This window comes from Sorangium sp. So ce385 (genome assembly GCF_051474135.1).
GTDB classification, from domain to species: Bacteria; Myxococcota_A; Polyangia; order Polyangiales; family Polyangiaceae; genus Sorangium; species Sorangium cellulosum_D.
On record NZ_CP150337.1, the window covers coordinates 3,972,672 to 3,991,604 of the forward strand.

The 18,933-nt window shown below is 75.1% G+C and carries 12 protein-coding genes; 7 read left to right on the top strand and 5 right to left on the bottom strand.

What is annotated here, in order from left to right; translation table 11 throughout:
- Positions 1–111 precede the first annotated feature (111 nt).
- From xseA to WME83_RS14775, 3 genes are read left to right on the top strand one after another with little or no spacing between them, the layout of a single operon-like run.
- Positions 112–1,863, top strand: a complete 1,752-nt coding sequence (xseA, locus tag WME83_RS14765; RefSeq protein ID WP_437319925.1) for an exodeoxyribonuclease VII large subunit — start codon at positions 112–114, stop codon at positions 1,861–1,863.
- Positions 1,850–2,836, top strand: a complete 987-nt coding sequence (locus WME83_RS14770; protein WP_437319926.1) for a shikimate dehydrogenase family protein — start codon at positions 1,850–1,852, stop codon at positions 2,834–2,836. Before xseA ends, WME83_RS14770 begins: the two co-directional genes overlap by 14 nt.
- Positions 2,833–5,007, top strand: a complete 2,175-nt coding sequence (locus tag WME83_RS14775) for an amylo-alpha-1,6-glucosidase (protein WP_437319927.1) — start codon at positions 2,833–2,835, stop codon at positions 5,005–5,007. The genes WME83_RS14770 and WME83_RS14775 overlap by 4 nt, the downstream gene beginning before the upstream one ends.
- A gap of 21 nt (positions 5,008–5,028) precedes the next feature.
- Here the strand turns inward: WME83_RS14775 and WME83_RS14780 are convergent, their stop codons facing one another.
- Positions 5,029–6,051, bottom strand: a complete 1,023-nt coding sequence (locus WME83_RS14780; RefSeq protein ID WP_437319928.1) for a DUF4123 domain-containing protein — start codon at positions 6,049–6,051, stop codon at positions 5,029–5,031.
- A 426-nt stretch (positions 6,052–6,477) separates the two neighbouring features.
- On the bottom strand, positions 6,478–8,103 hold the full coding sequence (locus WME83_RS14785) for a lipopolysaccharide biosynthesis protein (protein ID WP_437319929.1): 1,626 nt from the start codon (positions 8,101–8,103) through the stop codon (positions 6,478–6,480).
- An 85-nt stretch (positions 8,104–8,188) separates the two neighbouring features.
- Between WME83_RS14785 and WME83_RS14790 the strand changes: the two genes are divergently transcribed.
- The 4 genes from WME83_RS14790 to WME83_RS14805 all read left to right on the top strand — a co-directional run bounded on the left by WME83_RS14790 (position 8,189) and on the right by WME83_RS14805 (position 14,448).
- On the top strand, positions 8,189–9,490 hold the full coding sequence (locus WME83_RS14790) for a glycosyltransferase (protein WP_437319930.1): 1,302 nt from the start codon (positions 8,189–8,191) through the stop codon (positions 9,488–9,490).
- Positions 9,491–9,622: 132 nt separating this feature from the next.
- Complete coding sequence (locus tag WME83_RS14795; protein WP_437319931.1) at positions 9,623–10,573, top strand: glycosyltransferase family 2 protein; 951 nt, start codon at positions 9,623–9,625, stop codon at positions 10,571–10,573.
- A 44-nt stretch (positions 10,574–10,617) separates the two neighbouring features.
- Positions 10,618–11,343: a class I SAM-dependent methyltransferase gene (locus WME83_RS14800; protein ID WP_437319932.1), complete on the top strand. Its 726-nt coding sequence runs from the start codon at positions 10,618–10,620 to the stop codon at positions 11,341–11,343.
- Between the two features lie 258 nt (positions 11,344–11,601).
- Positions 11,602–14,448: a cation-translocating P-type ATPase gene (locus tag WME83_RS14805; protein WP_437319933.1), complete on the top strand. Its 2,847-nt coding sequence runs from the start codon at positions 11,602–11,604 to the stop codon at positions 14,446–14,448.
- Between the two features lie 105 nt (positions 14,449–14,553).
- Here the strand turns inward: WME83_RS14805 and WME83_RS14810 are convergent, their stop codons facing one another.
- The 3 genes from WME83_RS14810 to WME83_RS14820 are packed head-to-tail and all read right to left on the bottom strand — an operon-like array spanning position 14,554 to position 18,766.
- Positions 14,554–15,930, bottom strand: a complete 1,377-nt coding sequence (locus tag WME83_RS14810; RefSeq protein ID WP_437319934.1) for a hypothetical protein — start codon at positions 15,928–15,930, stop codon at positions 14,554–14,556.
- Positions 15,930–16,964 carry a tetratricopeptide repeat protein gene (locus tag WME83_RS14815; RefSeq protein ID WP_437319935.1) on the bottom strand — a complete coding sequence of 345 codons (1,035 nt, stop codon included), beginning with the start codon at positions 16,962–16,964 and terminating at the stop codon, positions 15,930–15,932. Before WME83_RS14815 ends, WME83_RS14810 begins: the two co-directional genes overlap by 1 nt.
- Positions 16,961–18,766, bottom strand: coding sequence for a protein kinase domain-containing protein (locus WME83_RS14820; RefSeq protein WP_437319936.1), 1,806 nt, complete (start codon positions 18,764–18,766; stop codon positions 16,961–16,963). The genes WME83_RS14815 and WME83_RS14820 overlap by 4 nt, the downstream gene beginning before the upstream one ends.
- Positions 18,767–18,933: the final 167 nt, after the last annotated feature.

An 18,933-nucleotide genomic window follows, 5' to 3' on the forward strand; every position in this document is an offset into this window, starting at 1 on the left:
TTCGGCGGTGGGGTGCTCCACCTGGAGCCGCGCGTTCTTCGTTGCGGCCCGACGTGGGATCAGGCCCGCGAGAGTCTTTCCCCAGGCCGAGCAAAAGGGTAGGTCTGCCCTGTGCAGCGCCGCGATATCCCGCCCGAGCTCTCGTTTGCGGCCCCTCCCGCCGCCGAGCCTCGCGAGCTCACGAGCCCGCCGACCTCGCGCCGGCAGCGGGGCGCCGAGCCGGAGGTGGTCTCGGTCGCGGAGCTGGATCGCCGGCTGAAGCGGATCCTCGAGGGCTCGACGGCCGACGTGCGCGTCGAGGGCGAGATCTCGGGCCTGCGCGTCGTGGGCAGCGGTCACGCCTACTTCACGCTCAAGGACGAGAACGAGGAGGCGGCGATCGACTGCGTGATGTACCGGACGGCCGCCCCGCGCGCGCGCAAGCTGCTCGCCGACGGCGCCCGCGTCGTGCTCACGGGCCGCGCCACGGTCTACGTGCCGCGCGGCCGGCTCCAGTTCTGCGCGGACGACGCGCGCCTCGCCGGCCGCGGCGCGCTCCTCGAGGCGCTCTTCCGCCTCAAGGAGAAGCTCGCCGCCGAGGGGCTCTTCGCGCCGGAGCGCAAGCGCAAGCTGCCGGTCGATCCGCAGATCATCGGCGTCGTCACGAGCGGCGACGGGGCGGCGATCCACGACATCGTGACCGTCGCGTTCCGCCGCGGCGCCGCCCGGCTGATCCTCGCGCGCACGCCGGTGCAGGGCGCCGGCGCGGGGCAGCGGATCGTCCGCGCGATCGCGCTGCTCGAGGAGTTCCCGGGCATCGAGGTGATCATCGTGGGGCGCGGGGGCGGCTCCGCCGACGACCTCAGCGCGTTCAACGAGGAGATCGTCGTCCGGAAGGTGGCGGCCGCGCGCGTGCCGATCGTGAGCGCGGTCGGGCACGAGATCGACGTCGCGCTGACCGACCTCGCCGCCGACGCGCGCGCCGCGACCCCGTCGCAGGCGGCGGAGATGCTCGTCGCGGACGCGGCCGCGCGCCGCGCGGCGCTGGAGCACCTCGAGGCCCGCATGCGCCGCGCGATCGCCCACCGGCTCCGGGCCGCGCGGGCCGACCTCGACCGGCAGCGCGCCCGGCTCGGCTCGCCCGCGCAGATCCTGGCCGAGCCGCAGCAGCGGATCGACGACGCCGTCGCGAGGCTCCGGCGCCGGATGGAGCGGATCGTCGTGGAGGACCGCGCCGGGCTCCAGCGCCTCGAGCGCAGGCTCGCCGCGCGCCACCCGCGCGCGGTGCTCGCCGGCGCGCGCGGCGCGCTCAGGCCGCTGTCGGTGCGCCTCACCGCCGCCGCGCGCCGCCACGTCGCCCTGCTCCGGGAGGGCTTCGCGAGCGACGTCGCCCGGCTCGAGGCGATGTCGCCGCTCCGCGTGCTCGCGCGCGGCTACGCCATCGCGACCGACCCGTCGGGCCGCGCGGTCCGCGATCACCGCGAGGTCGCGCCGGGGGATCCCATCACGGTGCGCGTGCACCACGGCGCGCTGCTCGCGCGGGTCGTGGCCACCGCGGGGCCGGACGAGCCGCTCGTCGAGCGCGGCGCGCCGCCGGCGCCCGCGGCGCCCGCGCCGGCCGAGGCGGCGGCGCCCGCGCCAGCCGAGGCGGCGGCGCCCGCCCCGCCCGCGCGCCAGAGCGGCGGGCCGCGCGCCCCGGCGGCCGGCCGCGCGCCGAGGCGCAGGGCGCAGCCCGGCGCGCCCGCGTGCGAGCAGCTCGGGCTCGGCTTCGCGGCCGACGAGCGCGCCCCGGCCTTCGGTCGCGCGGGCGCCTCGGGCCAGGTCTCGGCGGGGCAGGGCGGAGCGGAGGCCGGCCCGGAGGAGAGGCGTCATGTCGAACCCTGAGCGGCGAATGTTCGGTCTGGTCGGGCACCCGGTGGGCCACTCGGTCTCGCCGGCCATGCACTCGGCCGCGTTTCGGGCCCACCAGCTGCCCCACATCTACAGCGCGTTCGACGTGCCGACCGGCGCGGAGCTCGCGCGCTTCGTCAGCGACATCCGGAGCGGCCTCATCGCGGGCGCGAACGTCACCATCCCGCACAAGCGCGCGATCATGTCGATGGTCGACGACGTGGACTCGAGCGCGGCCGACGTCGGCGTCGCGAACGTCCTCTGCGCGGCCGAGCCGCGGCGCGTGACCGCGCACAACACCGACGTGATCGCGCTCCGCGACGAGCTCGACCTGCTCCTGCGATCCGCCCCGCCCAAGGGCGACGATCCGGCGGGGCGGGGCGGCGCGCCCCCGAGCCCGCGCCAGCGCGCGCTGATCATCGGGGCGGGCGGCGCGGCGTTCGCGGCGATCGCCGCCTGCAAGATGCTCGGCTACCACCTCATCAGCGTGACGACCCGGTCGTGGACGAGCACCGAGGAGATGCTGGAGTCGCCCGCGGGGCAGCGCGCGTCCGAGCTCGGCGCGCTCACGGCGCCCTGGCCGATCCCGACCGAGCGGTCGATCAGCAGCAAGTCCTCGGTGGCGCTGCGGCTCAACTGGAGCGAGTTCGCCGTCGCCGCCGACCTGATCATCCAGGCCACGAGCGCCGGCATGCTCGGGGGCCCGCCGGGCGAGGAGGTCACCCGCATCATCCCGTGGGACTCGCTCTCGCCGAGCGCCTGCCTCTACGACGTCGTCTACAACCCGCCGGTGACGCCGTTCCTCCGCATGGCGCGCGAGCGAGGGCTCCGCGCGTCCGACGGGCTCGGCATGCTCGTCGGCCAGGCGGCGCAGTCCTTCACGCTCTGGACCGGCCTCCCGGCGCCGGTCGAGGTGATGCGCGCCGCGGCCGAGGACTCGCTCAGGAAGGCCACCGGCGGTCGATGAGCTCTGACGGATCCCGGAGGTACGCTCCGCCTCACGAAACCTTCTCGTCCGCGCCCGCGGCGTCGCGCGCCCAGGGCGCCGCGCTGGAGCACGCGTCGCCCTGGCCCCACGTCGAGGTGCGCGGCCAGCTCTCGATCGCGCGCAAGGAGTGGCTGCACACGAACGGGGCAGGCGCCTACGCGAGCTCGACGATCGCCGGTATGCACACGCGCCGCTACCACGGGCTGCTCGTCGCGGCGCTCGACCCGCCGCGGCGCCGGCACGTGATGCTCTCGCACGTCGACGCCAGCGTCCGCCCGATCCGGCAGCAGGGCGCCCCGACCGAGCGCCGGGCGGCGTGGCCGCGGTGGGACCTCGCCAAGCACCAGTTCCCCGGCATCGACCCGGAGAACGGCTCGTTCTATCTCGAGCGCTTCGATCAGGATCCGCTCCCGCGCTGGGCGTACGCCCTCCCGGGCGGCGAGCTCGAGGTGACGCTCGGCCTCGTGCGCGGCGAGAACGCCGCCGTCCTGCGCTACGCCTGGAGCGGGGCGGATCCGGTGATGCTGACGCTCCGCCCGCTCCTCGCCGCGCGCCACATGCACCAGCTGCTCCGCGAGAACGGCGGCATCTCCCAGAAGGTCGAGCTGCGCGCCGGCGCCGCGCGCGGCGAGGCCGGCTCGGGGCGACACAGCCCCTCGATCGGCGAGGTCCGGGTGCAGCCGAACCGCGCGCTGCCGCGGATCTGCTTCCGCTACCAGGGCACGTTCGTCGGCTCGCAGGACTGGTGGCGCCGCTTCGAGTACCTCGGCGAGCAGGATCGCGGCCTCGACTTCCTCGAGGACCTCTGGACGCCGGGCCACTTCGAGACGGTGATCGGCCCCGAGCCCGTGCACCTGCTCGTGGCGGTGGGCGCGCTGCCCGAGGACGAGCCGGAGAACCTGCTCGCCGCGGCGAGCGCGGCGATCCGCGCCGAGGACCCGGGGCCCCGGCGGCCGCTCCTGGAGCGGCGGCTCTGCATCGCGGCCGAGGCGTTCCGCGCCGACGCGGCCGCGCGCCCCGGCGTCATCGCGGGCTACCCGTGGTTCGAGGTGTGGGGCCGCGACGCCCTCATCTCCCTGCCCGGCCTCTACCTGGTGCCGCGCAAGACCGAGGGGGCGATCCGCGTCCTCCGCGCCATCATCGACTCCATGCAGGACGGCCTCGTGCCGAACCGGCTCCCCGACGCGGGCGAGCCCCCGGATTTCCACGCGGCCGACGCCACCCTCTGGCTGTTCGAGGCGGCCCGCCTGCTCGCCGACGCGATCGGCGACGCGCACCCGTTCGTCACGGGCGAGCTGCTCGGCGCGCTCCGCGACGCCTTCGAGGCCGCCCTGCGCGGGACCCGCAACGGCATCCACGTCACGGCCGACGGCCTCTTCGCCGCGGGCCGCCGCGGCGAGGGCGCGATCGACGGGCTCACGTGGATGGACGCGCGCGTCGCGGGCCGCGCGGTCACCCCGCGCGCGGGCTGCCCGGTCGAGCTCACGGCGCTGTGGGCGAAGGGCTCGGAGACGCTCGCGCGCCTCGCGCGGGCCGCCGGCGACGATCGCCTCGCGGCGCGCGCGGAGGCGGCCGCGAGCGCGGCGCGCCGGGGCTTCGCCGCCCGCTTCTGGTGCGAGGAGACCAGCTACCCGTACGACGTCATCTCGGAGGACGCGGAGGGGGAGGGCGCGTTCCGCGACGCGTCGATCCGCCCCAACGCGGTGATCGCCGTGGCCGTGGATCCCGCCTGCTTCACGCCGGAGCAGGCGTCGGCGCTGCTCGAGCGGGCCCGCCTGGAGCTCGTGACCCCCGCCGGCGTGCGGACGCTCTCGCCCGCCGATCCGGCCTACGTGGCCCGGTACCAGGGGGGCCCCGAGGCGCGGGACGCCGCGTATCACCAGGGCACGGTCTGGCCGTTTCTGCTCGGGTTCTACGCGCGCGCCGCCCGGCACTTCTCCACGCTCGGGGAGCACGTCCTCCCGCTGCTCCACAGGCTGGTGACGTCGGCGGTCGCGAACGAGATCGCGCTCGGCCACGTGCCCGAGGTCGCGTCCGGCGAGGCGCCGCACCACCCCGGCGGCTGCTTCGCTCAAGCGTTCAGCGTGGCGGAGCTCCTGCGCGTGATCGCCTGGGATCTGCCCGCTCAGGACGGGGGCGCGCCGCGCTGAACGCCCGGCGCCCCGCCGCCCTCAGCTCTCCGGATCGAGCGCCGACTCCTCGCGGATCGCCTTGCCGCCCTGCGCGGTGAAGCGCAGCAGCTTGCCCGGATCCTCGGCCTCCATCGCGAAGGCCTCGATCTCCTCGAACAGCGCCTCGAGCTTGCGCGGACCGCACGTGGGCAAGAAGCCGCGGAGCACGCGCGGGTCGTAGAACCGGAAGTACTGCTGCTTGCCCGTGCCGCTCTCGACCAGGAGGAACCGGCGGAGGTGCTTCCGCACGTCGCCGAACGGACGGTTGCTCGTCAAGAAGACGCCCCAGCCGTCGCCCCAGCCGCAGTCGACGAGCGCGTCGAGCAGGGTCGACCCCGGCGGGAGGTGCACGAGCGTGGGGCCGACGTCCGCGAGGATCTCGCCCTGGAAGCCGGTGTAGAGCGAGGCGGTCTGCTCGCCCGCCTCCCCGAGGAGCAGCCGGATGCGCGGATCGCGCGCGGCGTCCACCACCGCGAAGAGCGGCGAGCGCTCCTGCCGCAGCCGAGCCCGCACCGACGCGGTGAACGGCGAGCCCGTCGCGGGGATCCCGGTCCTCCGCGCCCGCCGCGAGGGCGGGGCCGGCTCGGTCCGCGCGCGCCGCGAGGACGGGACGGGCTCGGTCCGCGCGCGCCGCGAGGACGGGACGGGCTCGGTCCGCGCCCGCCGCGAGGGCGGGGCCGGCTCGGTCGGCGCATAGCGGCGGCTCGGCTCGTGGCGCACCACCGCGAACAGGGTCGCCCCCGCGCGGATCTCGTCGCCGTCCCGGAGCGACACCTCGCGCGCGCGCTCGCGGTTGACCTGCGTGCCGTTGCGGCTCCCCAGGTCGCGGAGCAGGTAGCTGCCGTCGATCTGCTCGACCGAGAAATGCAGGGCAGAGAGCTCGCCGTCGCTCGAGATGGAGAGATCCGATTCGGGCGCGCGGCCGACGAGCAGCGGACGGTCGCCAGGGATGTGCGCGGTCTGTCCGGCCAGGGGGCCCGAGATGACCCGGAGGACGAATCCGGCTTCCTGGTCTTCGCTCATGGTCGTCTCCATCGCACAAAGCGCCGATGAGGCCGGCGAGTAAGCCTAGAACACCGATCGGCGGGAAATCCACACGAAGCCGGGAGCCACGAGAGCGGGCATCGGACGACTGCCAGCCTTTCCAGGCTGCCCGCAACTCCTGGCTGCCTGCGCGGATCCCACGTCCGGACCCGCTGTTTGCCGCCCGAGACAGCGAACGTGGGGAACCGTGGTTCGAGCGGCCAGGTCGATCGGCCGAGCCTCGTCTTCGAGGCCTGCAGCGGTGGTCGTCGCGCGCGCGCCGATCGCTTTGAGGAGATGTGGCAGAGGCTGGTTGAGGCGGCGCCGGTCATGTTCACCATGTTCGCCCTGTCGGAGGATGGATGGTGACGGCGGTCACCGACCTCAAGCCCTCCGCGCGGGGAGGGCGCCGAGCTCGCGGGCGCGTCAGCCATGGCGGCTGCGCAGCGGCTCGAGGCGGAGCCAGCGCGCGACGAACGCGCGGTCCTCGGGGGCGAGCACGCCGGTGACCCACGCGGCCACGAGGTAGAGCCCCGCGTAGAGGGGGGCGCCGAGCGCGAGGCAGAGCGCGGGGCGCTCGTCGACCGCGCCCGTCACCAGGAACGCGGTGAGCGGCGCCGCGGCGACGAGCGCGGTGGCCGCGACGCGCCCGTAGTGGCGCCACGGGAAGACGCCGCGCAGGCCGACCCCGGAGAGGCGCGCGATGGTCGCGACCATGGCGACGATCCCGAGCGCCTGGGTCAGGACGGCCGAGAGCGGCGCGCCGATCATGCCGAGCGTGGGGAGGAGAACCAGGTTCGCCGCGGTGTTGAACGCCATGGACAGCACCTGGATCCGCAGGATCATCGACGTCTTCCCGAACGCCATCAGCACGATGGCGTACGCCGTCACGCGCAGCGGCAGGAGCGCGGAGTAGATGCGGAACGGGACCGCGGCGCCGGCGTACGCGTCGCCGTAGACGGTGCGCATGAGCGGCTCGGCGAACAGGAGGAGGAACGCCGCGACCGGGAGCATGATCAGCGTCGTCTTGCGGATCCCCGAGTGCCACAGCGCGATCGCGGCCCGCGCGCCCTCGGCGGGCGTCGGCCCGCCCTCGACGCGGGCGACGAGGTCCGGGAGCATCGTGGAGGCGACGGAGTAGGCGAGGACGCCGACGAGCGGGAGCTCCTGCGAGCCGACGGCGAACTCGGCGTAGAGCCCCGCGCTGAAGAAGAGGCCGATGACGAACTTGTCGAGCTTCTGGTTGAAGAGGCCGGCGAAGCGGGTCACCGAGAGCGGGAGCGCGTAGGCGAGCTGCGCCCGGACGCCGCCGGGGAAGGGCGCCGTCGCGACGTCCCGGAACAGCCGCGCGTAGAGCCGGTACGAGAGCCCGAGCCGGAGCGCCTGGGCCGCGCACTGGGCGGCCAGGATCCACGCCACCGAGCACCCGAGCGCGGCGGGGACGATCGCGCCCGCCGCGGTCGAGAGCGTGACGATCAGCGCGACGCCCGCCGACTTGCGGTGGTTGTTCGTGGCGATGAAGAGCGGGCCGAAGACGCTCGCGGGGTAGGCGATCACGCTCATCAGGCCGATGAGCAGGAGGAGCGGCGTCGCGCCCTCGCGGACGTCGAGGAAGACGCCGGGGACGAGGGCGAAGGCCGCGAAGGCGAGCGCGGAGAGGCCCCCGAGGCCGAGCAGGAGCAGCAGGCTCTGCCGCACCAGCCCCCTGAGCTCGGGGCGGGTCACCTTGGGCGCGAAATAGAGGAACGACTCCGGCAGGTAGAGCAGCGCGAGATCGCGCCCCGTCATGAACAGCATCGTCGCGAACGCGAGCGCGCCGTACTCGGACTTGCCGAGCAGCCGCACCACGACGATGCCCTGCACGAGGACGATGAGCGTGTTCACGAACTGCCCGCCGACGATCATCCCGATCCGGTCGGCGAGCGACGCGCCCTGCGCCTCGGCGGGGGGCGGCGCGCCGTCGGCCACCCGCGCGGCCCGCGCGGCCCCCGAGGCCTCCGGCGCCCGCGGGGGCGCGCTCGGCTCGACCGGGGTGGGCTGCTCGTCCCGCATGGCGGCTCGGTAGCACATGCGCGGGCGGAGCGGCCTCCCGCGGCGGGCGCGCGGGGCCCCGCGCGGCCGTGATATAGGCGCGGCGATGAGGCGCGCGCTCCTCGTGAGCTACTACTTTCCCCCGCGGTTCAGCGTCGGCGGTAAGCGCGCGTACCGCTTCGCGAAATTTCTGCCGGAGCACGGCTGGGCGGCGACGGTGCTCACGGCGAGGCCGCCTCCCGGCGAGCGGCTGGATCCGTCGTTCGCGGACGCCGACCTGCCCGCGTGCGACGTGCGCCGCGACTACCTCACGGACGCCGAGCTCGCGCGCATGCCGCGCCGCGCGCTCGGCTCCGACGGCACCGTGGAGGCGCCGACCGAGGCGCCGCTGCCGGTCGCGCGCCGGAGGGGGCTCGCGCGCGTCGCCGCCGAGCTCCGCTACGTCCGGGTGATCGGCCCGGACGCGGGCCGCATTCCGGCCCTCGCGGCCCGCATCGCGCGCCTCGCCCGCGAGGCCTCTGCCGAGGTGATCTTCGCGAGCGGGGCGCCCTGGGAGACGGTGCTCGCGGGCCTGCTCGCCGGCAGGGCCGTCGGCCGGCCGGTCGTCGTCGACTTCCGCGATCCGTGGTCGTTCGGTCCGGTGATGGCGACGCGGCCCACGTGGGTCCGCGCCGCGGTGGCGCTCGTCGAGCGCGCCGCGGTGGGCGCCGCCGCGGCGCTCACGGTGACGTCCGAGATGACCCGCGACGCGTACGCCGCGCGGGGCATCGCGCGCCGCGTCGCGTCGATCCGCACGGGCTTCGATCCGGACGCGGCGGTCGCGCCGCGGCGCGACGGGGCGGTGACGCTCGTGCACTTCGGCAACTGCTACAGCGAGCGCACGCTCGCGCCGTTCGTCCGCGCGCTCGCGGCCGTCGCGCGCCGGCGGTCGCTCGGCCCGGGCGCGATCCGGCTGCTCAACCTGGGGCGCGTCGCGGGGAGCGATCTCCGCCTGGCCGAGGAGCTCGGCGTGTCGCGGCTCTTCGAGCACCGCGCGGTCCTGCCGTACGCCGAGGGGCTCGGCCTCGTCGCGGGCGCCGACCTCGCGCTGCTCACCGGCTTCGGCGACGAGCCGTACCTGCTGCCCGGCAAGCTCTACGATTACCTCCTCGCGCGCGCGCCGGTGCTCGCGGTCTCGCCGTCCCCCGAGGTCGCGCGCATCCTCGAGGCGACGCGCCTCGGCTGGACGCACGCGGCCGGCGACGCCGCGGCGATCGAGCGCCGCATCGAGGACGCCGTCGACGCGCGCGCGGCCGGGCGGCCGCTCGTCGAGCCCGACGGCGCGGCGCTCGCCGGGCTGAGCGCGCGCGCAGCGGCGGGCGCGCTCGCGCGCCTCTTCGAGGAGGTCGCGGCGCGCGGCGCGGGCTGACGCCGCGCGCGGCGCGGCGCCGTCCTCTCTCGCGTTGCGTTGACGCCGCGCGCGGCGCGCGCCGACCTTTCTCGAGCGGCGCCCGCTCGACGTCCTTGCCTGCGCGGCGGCCGCCGTGGCATGCGAGCCGCGATGCCTGACCATCTTCCCAAGGATCGAGCGGGGCTCCCCGAGGGCGAGCGCGCCCTCCAGGAGGCGTGGCGCGCGAAGTACGCGCCCGAGGTGAAGGAGCTGATCGTGCGGCGCGAGGTCCCGTCGCCGAAGCTCACGCTGATCATCATCTCGTACAAGGCGAAGGACTACCTCATCGAGTGCCTCCAGCACGCGCGCGGCCAGACGGCGGCGCTCGACGTGCCCTTCGAGATCCTGCTCGCCGACAGCGGCGGCATCGAGCACCTCAGGCCGCGCTCCGCGCCGCTCGTCGACGTCGAGCTCCGCCTGACCGACGGCATCCCGCTGAACGCCGCGCGCAACGCGGCCATCGCCTGGGCGCGGGGCGAGTACGTCGCCTTCATCGACGACGACGGCCTGATCGCGCCGACGTTCGTCGAGGTCGTCTGCCGCGTGTTCCAGGACGCGCGCATCGCCGCGATGCGCGGACGGATCATCCCCAAGGAGCACCCCTACTTCTGCACGCTCGCGGGGCACTACGACCGCGGCGACGACATGATCGACGACGTCCTCGCGACCGAGGGGCACATGGCGATCCGGCGCGGCGTCTACCTCGAGACCGGGGGCTTTCCGGATCAGTTCTACGGCGCCGAGGGGGTCTACCTGGTCTACCGCATCGCCAAGGCGTTCCCCGACATGCGGGTCGTCTACGTGCCGGATCTCCTGATGCGGCACGACTACTTCGACAGCTGGGAGAACTTCATCTGGAAGACGCGCAAGTACCGGCGCATCCGGCGCGAGGTCGGCGGCCTGGAGCCGGATCCCGAGTTCCTGCGCTACCTCGACGACTACCTCGCGCGGCGGAAGCCGCAGCGCCCGCTCACGGTGGAGCAGACGGTGGCGCTCGGGCTGCTCAAGGCGGTGCGCTGGGGGGTCCAGCGCCTGCCGGGGTGGGCGGTGGGGCAGCCATGACGGCGCAGGCCGGCGCCGCGCGGGCAGGAGAGGGAGGCGGGCCGATGGCCGAGGACAGCGGTTTCGAGCGGGATCTCGAGGCGATCAGCAGGCACTACACCGAGCGCTTCCTGCCCGCGAACCCGTGGGCGAGCCTGCTCAACGCCCACCCGTACCTCGTCGCGCGGCAGCGGCAGCGCCGCGTGCGCGAGGCGCTCGTCGAGTGCGGCGTGCGCACGCCCGAGGCCCTGCGCGAGATGTCGGTGCTCGACGTGGGCTGCGGGTCGGGCTCCAACCTGGCGTGGCTGGTCGAGCTCGGCGCGGATCCGTCGCGCCTCACCGGCATCGACCTCATCGCGCAGCGGGCCGAGCTCGCGCGCTCGCGCTTCGCCGGCATCCGCTTCGTCGCGGGCGACTTCCTGCAGGCCGACGTCGGCGGCCCGTTCGACATGGTGATGATGTTCGCCGTCCTGTCGTCGGTCACGAACGCGGAGCTCAAGCGCGGGCTCATGGACAAGGCGCTCCGCCTGCTCCGGCCGGGCGGCATCTTCTTCTTCTATGACCTCGTCTCGCGGCGCCCCGGCCGCGGCACCGTCGAGTACCAGCGCCTGACGTTCGCGGAGCTCGAGGGGTACTTCGCCCCGCGCCCGCTGCGCGTCTTCCGCAAGGACATCCTCCGCCGCGAGGTCGCCGACCGGCTCGTCCAGCGCTTCGGGGTGACCGTGGCCGAGCTCGTCCAGGCCACGGGGCTGCTCAACATCGACGGAACCTTCGCCTACGCGCGCGGCTAGCCCCGGGAACGAAGACTCCGACCCGGAGCGGACGCGGAAAAACGCGGCTTTTGGAGCGGGGCAAAATTCCCCACCGGGGTGAAAAGGTCCTGCTCGACGCCGTGTTGACGCTGGCCGGGATGCTGAACAGCCCGGCGCGGCGCTGGCATGGGAAGTGCCGACAACGCCGCTGTCACGTGCGCACCACGTGACATGAGGCTGCCATAGCCGGTGAGCGCAGCGCGCACAGCGCGGCTGCACACCGCAGGAGATGACTCCATGTCCCAACGCGTCCTCCCCCCATCGGCCGCGATCGCCTGGCACAACCTGTCTGCCGGCGATGCGCTCTCCAAGATCGAGAGCGCCGAGGCGGGCCTCGCAGACGGCGAGGCCGCCCGGCGGCTCGAGGAGGTCGGGCCCAACGTGATCCAGCGCGCCAAGGGCGACAGCGCGCTCAAGCTGCTCTTCCGTCAGATCAACGACCCGCTCATCTACGTGCTGCTCGCGTCGGCGGCCCTCGCGATGGCGATGGGCGAGGCGATCGACGGCGCGGTGGTGCTGGCCGTCGTGGTGCTCAACACGGCGATCGGCTTCGTGCAGGAGCTCCGCGCGGGCAAGGCGATCGAGGCGCTCGTCGACATGGTGCCGCAGACGGCCACGGTCGTGCGCGGCGGCCAGCGGAGCGTGATCCCCGCGGCGAACGTGGTCCCCGGCGACGTGGTGGTGCTCGAGGCCGGCGACAAGGTCCCCGCCGACGCGCGGCTGCTCTCGGTGAAGAACCTCCACGTGGACGAGTCGGCGCTCACCGGCGAGTCGGTCCCTTCCGACAAGCACGTCGCGGTCGTCCCCGAGGACGCCGGCGTCGGCGACCGCAAGAACCTCGCCTTCGGCGGGACGCTCGTGACGAGCGGCACGGGCACCGCGGTCGTCATCTCCACCGGCGCCGCGACCGAGCTCGGGCGCATCTCGTCGATGCTGCACGAGGCGACCGAGATCGAGACGCCGCTCACGCGCTCGATGGCCAAGGTGGGCCGCGTGCTGACGATCGCGATCGTGGCGGTCGCGCTGCTCATCGTCGGGGTCGCGCTGCTCCGGGGCTACCCGCCGGTCGACGCGATGCTCGCCGGCATCTCGCTGGCGGTCGCCGCGATCCCGGAGGGGCTGCCCGCGATCATCACCATCTCGCTCGCCATCGGCGTGCAGCGGATGGCCCGGCGCCGGGCGGTGATCCGGAAGCTGCCCGCGGTCGAGACGCTGGGCAGCACGGGCGTCATCTGCTCCGACAAGACCGGGACGCTGACCCGCAACGAGATGACGGTCCGCGCCCTGTGGACGCCCTCCGCCGGATCGTCCGGCGAGGGCGCCGACGGGGCGCTCGAGGTGACCGGCGTCGGCTACGCCCCGGCCGGCGAGCTCCGCCGCGGCGGCGCGCCGGCCGGCGAGGTGCCCGAGGCGGCGCGCGCGCTGCTCCGCGCGGGGCTGCTCTGCAACGACGCGCGCATGACGCGCGACGGCGAGGCGTGCGGCATCGAGGGCGATCCGACCGAGGGCGCGCTCGTAGTCGCGGCGCAGAAGCTCGGCGTGGACGTCGACGGGACGCGGCGGGAGTACCCCCGCATCGACGCCGTGCCCTTCTCGTCCGAGCGGCAGCTCATGGCGACGCTCCACGAGGCGCCCGGCGGAGAGCGGGTGATCTTCATGAAGGGGGCGCCCGAGGCGGTGCTCGGCTGCGCCGCGATCGGCGAGGCGGAGCGGGCCCAGGCGATGGCGCAGGTCGAGCGGATGGCGGCGCAGGGAATGCGGGTGCTCGCGGTCGCGTCGAAGCCCGCGGAGCGCGGCGCGGGGTCGCTCGACGAGGCGCACCTCGCGGAGGGGTTCGCGCTCCTCGGCCTCGAGGGGATGATCGACCCGCCGCGCCCGGAGGCGATCGACGCGATCAAGGCGTGCCATGAGGCCGGGATCACGGTGAAGATGATCACGGGCGATCACCTGGCGACCGCGCGGGCGATCGGCCAGCAGCTCGGGCTCGTGGGCGAGGGCGGGCGGGCGATGAACGGCACGGAGCTCGCGCGGCTGTCGGACGACGAGCTGCGCGCGGCGGCGGCGTCGACGAACGTGTTCGCGCGCGTGGCGCCGGAGCACAAGCTCCGCCTGGTGAGGGCGCTGCAGGCCCAGGGGAAGGTCGTCGCCATGACGGGCGACGGCGTGAACGACGCGCCGGCGCTGAAGCAGGCGAACATCGGCGTGGCGATGGGGATCACGGGGACGGCGGTGTCGAAGGAGTCCGCCGACGTCGTGCTGACGGACGACAACTTCGCGAGCATCCGGGCGGCGGTCGAGGAGGGGCGCCGCGTCTACGACAACCTGGTCAAGGCGCTCGCGTTCGTGCTGCCGACGAACCTGGGCGAGGCGCTGATCCTGCTCGTGGCGGTGATGACGTTCCCGATCCTCGGGGGCGCGCCGCTCATGCCGATCACGGCCGTCCAGATCCTCTGGGTCAACCTGGTGGCCACGGTGGCGCTGTCCCTGCCGCTCGCGTTCGAGGCGATGGAGAAGGACGTCATGAGCCGCCCGCCCCGCGATCCGAGCGAGCCGATCCTGAGCCGCTTCGTCCTCGTGCGCACGGCGATCGTCGCGGTGCTCATGACGGCGGGCGCGATCGGGCTGTTCTTCTACGAGTACTCGACTGAGGTGCGCGGCGGGGTCGTCTCGGACGTCGCCTACCGCGAGGCGCAGACGGCGGCGGTCACGACGGTGGTGCTGTTCCAGATCTTCTACGTGCTCAACTGCCGGTCGCTGCGCGACTCGATGCTGAAGATCGGGCTCTTCACGAACCCCTGGATCTACGTGGGGGTCGGCGCGCTCCTCGCGCTCCAGCTCTGCTTCGTCTACGCGCCGTTCATGCACACGCTGTTCGGCTCGGCGCCGCTCTCGCTCGACGCGTGGGTCAAGTCGACGCTGGTGGCGATGTCGATCCTGCCCGTGATGACCGCGGAGCGGTGGTGGCGCACCCGAAGGGCGCGGCTGTCGGCGGCGGAGGGCGAGCGGAAGACGCCCGCGTCCGAGGTGGGCGGCGTGGCGAGCGCGGTGGCGAGCCACGGCGCCGTGGCGAACCGCGGCGCCTAGCGCCGGAGGCGCCGGCTGCACGACGTGCGGCCGGCGCCGCTGCGCCGCGCGCGTCGCGGCGCGGTCATCACGGCTGCGCGCGCGAGGGCCCGGGGGGCCGCTCGCTCACTCGATGGGGAACGCGGTCCAGCCCTCGAAGTCCGGACAGGTCTCGCCGCAGGCGCCGATGAAGAGCGCGGTGGCGTCGAAGAACGGGTCGTCCTTCGGCGGCTGCGCGGCGCCCTGCAGCCCCGGCGAGCCCGGATCGAGCGAGAGGTCGAGGGCGAGCCACCAGCGCGACCGGATGCCGAGCTCCGACGAGGGCACCCGCTGGTTCGACCGGTCGGGCTCCGCGGACATGATCCACGCCTCCTCGTCGTAGTCGTACTCCTCGGGATCGGCGCTCACGTCGGCAAAATCGGTCTCGTTGGCCAGGATCGAATGGGTCATGTCGAGCGCGCCCGACCCGATGTTCTCGGCGGTCTCCCGATCGACGACCCTGATGCCCACGTTGCTGAAATCGGCCACGAGCACGTTGTGCAGCTGTCCGCGCGTTCCGCTCTCGAGCTTGACGCCGGCTCCATCGGAGCTGGCGTCGGGGTTGCCGAGGAGGGTGACGTTGTACAGCGTGGGGCTCGACGCGAGCGCCGGATCGAGCTCCGGCTCTTCGTCCCTGTCGTCCGCCTCGATCCCGCTGCCGTGAAAGTCGACTGCCGTCCTGAGCCCGGCGAGGAACTGCCCCTTGCCGCGCCAGCCGCTGTCCCAGTCGAAGCTGTCGTCGTTCCCGCCGACCACGAGGATGTGCTTCATCTCCGCGGCGCCGCCGAGCACGTAGACGCCGTCGTCCATGACGTTGACCATCTGGACGTGATGAATGGACGTGCGGCGCCCGACCCCGATGAGCTCGAGCCCGGCGCTGGGCTCGCCCTCGCGGACGTCCTCGCCGGCGAACTCGATGCGCAGGTAGCTCAGCTGGCCGCTGTCGTCGTCGTCGTCCTCTCCTCCGCAGAGCAGGCCGAGGGAGCGGGGCGACGAGTCGGACATCGCCTTGCCCTCCGGCGCGTTGATGCGGGCCTTGCCGCAGAGCACGAGGCCGCCCCAGTCGCCGGGGCTCCGCGGCGAGCTCGAGCTCGTGAGCACGATCGGCGCCTCGAGGGTGCCGTTCGCCACGATCCGCGCGCCGGGCTTGACGGCGAGGAGGCTGCCCGCGTCGGCGACGACGGTCGTGCCCGGCTCGATGGTGAGCGTCGCGCCGGCCTCCACCACGACCGGCGCGCGCAGCCGGGGAGGACGGCTGGGCGTCCAGGTGGTGTCCGACGCGATGGGGCCCTCGACCTCGAGCTCGCCCTGGCCGCCGGTGCCGCCTTGACCGCCGGTGCCGCCGTCGCCGTCGCTGGAGGGCCGAGGTTGTCCGGGCCGGATGCCGAAGACCACGTCGCACCCCGCAGCGCCGAGGAGGGCCGCGGCCATCGCGAGCACGCGCACCGGGCCGGCAGGGCGCATCAGAACCGCCCTCCGAGCGAGAGGCCGGTCGGGCCCAGGCCGACGTGAACCGCCGGGCGGCCCACGGCGCTCGCCGCCGGGGATGGGGTGGTGAACCAGAGGATCCCGCCCGCTGCCACCGCGGCCGCGCCCACGAGGAAGACGACGGTGCCGGCCTGCGCCAGGTCGACGGCGTCGCCGCGGAGCTCGACCCCTTCGTCGTCGCAGGTGTCGCCGTCGCAGTACGGCGCCGCCTCCTCGAAGCGCGCGCGTGCCCCGAATCCCAGGCCGACCGACACGCCGATGCCGACCACGCCGGCACCGGCCGCGATGAGCGCGGCGAGCCGCTGCGCGGGCATGCCGGCCGCCTCGCGGGGCGCGGGGCGCGCGGGCGGCGCTGCCCGCGCTGCGGCAGCGCCCGCGGGCGCGGCGGGCCGCGCGCCCGGCGGCGGCGGTGCGGCTGCGAGGGGCGGCACGGTGACGGTCACGGTCCCGCCGGCCGGGTCGACCGCTGCCGTCGTCGACCACGGGAGCCTGCCCGGCGCGCTCGCCTCCACCGTGTAGGCGCCCGGATCGACCGGCATCGCGGTCCCCCAGAGCACCGGGGCGAGCTCCTGGCCGTTGCGCCGCACGGACAGCCCCGGCGCGGCGCTGCCCGCGGGGACCTCGACGAGCAGCCGCGCGAGCCGCGCCTCGAGCGCCGCGGCGCCCTCGCGGGCCTGCTGCTCGCGATCGGCCTGGCCCTGGCGGCGGGCTGCGTCGGCCGCCTCGCGGTAGGTGGCCCACGCGCTCGCGGTCCTGCCGAGCCGCTCGTAACAGGCGGCGAGGTACAGGAGCGTGCCCACGCCGGCGTCGAGCCGCTGGCTCTCGGCGAGCCGCGGGCACGCCTGCTCGTAGTCGCCCTGCCTCATCAGCGCGATCGCCTGCTCGAAGAGGACCTCCGCAGCCGCTGCGTCGCCGCCCGCCTGCGCGCGCGACGGCCGGGGGTCGGCCGCGAGCGCGGCGGCGAGCGCGAGCGCGGCGGAGCCCCGCCTCGCCGCGCGGCGCCGGCTCATTTGCGGCCACCGTAGTTGGGGACGCCGTCGCCCGCCGGCGCGCCGGCCGCAGAGGCGGCGGTGGGTGCGGAGGCGGCGGGGCGCGGCGCGGCGGCAGTGGATGCGGAGGCGGCGGGGCGCGGCGCGGCGGGGCGCGCCTCGGCAGGGGAAGCGCCAGCGCGGACCGGGGCGCTGCGGGCCGGCGCGGCGGCAGCGGGGCCCGGCGCGGCCGTGAGGGCGGCTGGAGCGGGCGCGATCGACGCCGCGAGCGCTGGGGCGGGCGACGCCGTCGTGGTGTCGTCCAGCGGCGGGAGCGGCTCGGGCGCAGGCTGCGCGCGAACCGGCTCGGGCCCGGAGCGCGCCTCGAGCGGCTCGGGCGCAGCCTGCGCTGGAGGCGGCGAGGGCTCGGCCGCGGCCGTGTCCGCGGTCTCCGCGGCCGGCTGCTGTCGTGCCCAGAGCAGCGCCGCCACGGCGACCCCCGCGATCGCGGAGGCGGCGCCGGCCCGCTGCACCCAGCGCGGGTGCGCTCGCCCTTCCGGCGGCCGCCGGCTGTCCGACCACGGCTCGGCGGTCTGCGTCATGGTCGGCGCGGACGCGCCCTTCATCCCGGGCTCGGCCGCGCGCTCGGTCTCGTCAGGCTGCTCGGCGGGCTGACCGGGGTCCGCCGCTCGCGCGCCCGCCGCGCGCGCGCCCGCCGCGGCCGAGCGCCGCTGGCTGGAGTCGGCCGGCGGCGTGGCCGCAGCGCAGACGAAGGGGCCCGCCGGCAGGGTGGAGGACACCGGCGGGGCGGACGCCGCCGGCAGCGTCGCGGCCGACCCGAACGGCGCGCCCGCGGCGGGGGCGAGGTCGGCCGCCGGCGGTGGCCCGTCCGGCAGCGCCGGGCGCGAGCCGCGCTCGCTCGCGGCGAGCGTCGCCTGGGCGCGGTCGACAAGCGGCCGGCACCGCGCCGGGGCGAACGGCGCGAGCGCGGCCGCGAGCGCCGCGACGTCCTGCCACCGGTCGTCCGGGCTGCGCTCCAGGCACCGCATCACCGCCCGGCTCAGCGCCTCGGGCAGCTCCCCGCGCAGGGACGACAGCGGCGCGGGGCGCTCCTGCATCACGCAGAGGATCAGCTCCCCGAACGTCTCGGCCTCGAACGGCAGCTTGCCGGAGAGCGCCTGGTACAGCGCCACGCCGAGCGACCAGAGATCGCTGCGCGTGTCCACGCCGCGGGACGAGCGCATCTGCTCGGGCGACATGTAGAGCGGCGAGCCCACGAGGGCGTTCTGGCTCGTCAGGCTCTCCGCGCCCATCGCCTCCGCCGGCCCGAGGTGCTTGGCGATGCCGAAGTCGAGCACCTTGACGAGCGGGCTGCCATCGGCGCGCCGCGTGACGAAGAGGTTCCCCGGCTTGATGTCCCGGTGCACGATCCCGCGCGCGTGCGCCTCGGACAGCGCCTCGCAGACCTGCACGCCGATCTCGCACGCCTCCTCGATGGGCAGCCGCCCCTCCGCGCGGAGCCGGGCCGAGAGATCGGCGCCCTCCAGGAGATCCATCACGAGGTAGGGCAGGCCCCCGTCGAGCGTGTCGACGTCGAGCACCCGGGCCACGTGCTCGCTCCGCAGGCTGCTCGCCGCGCGCGCCTCCCGTAGGAAGCGCTGCACGCTCCCGTCGCGCTTCGCCGCGTCGGGCAGCACGAGCTTGATCGCGACACGCTGGTTGAGGACGAGGTGGTGCGCCTCGAGGACGGCGCCCATGCCGCCCGCCCCGATCACCCGCACGACACGGTACTTCCCCTTGAGGACGTCGCCTGTCTGAAGCGGGAGATCATCTGGCATGCTCATGGCGCTGCCTTGTCGGCGACGGGCTCGGCACGGGCAGGCTATCGGCGCGGCGGCGAGGGCGCAAGACGCGGGAGACGCGCGAGGCTGCAAGGCGCGCGAAGCGATCTCGGCGCGCGCCGGCTCGCTCCCCGCTCCCTCAAAACGCTGGTGCCGCGCCGCATACCGCG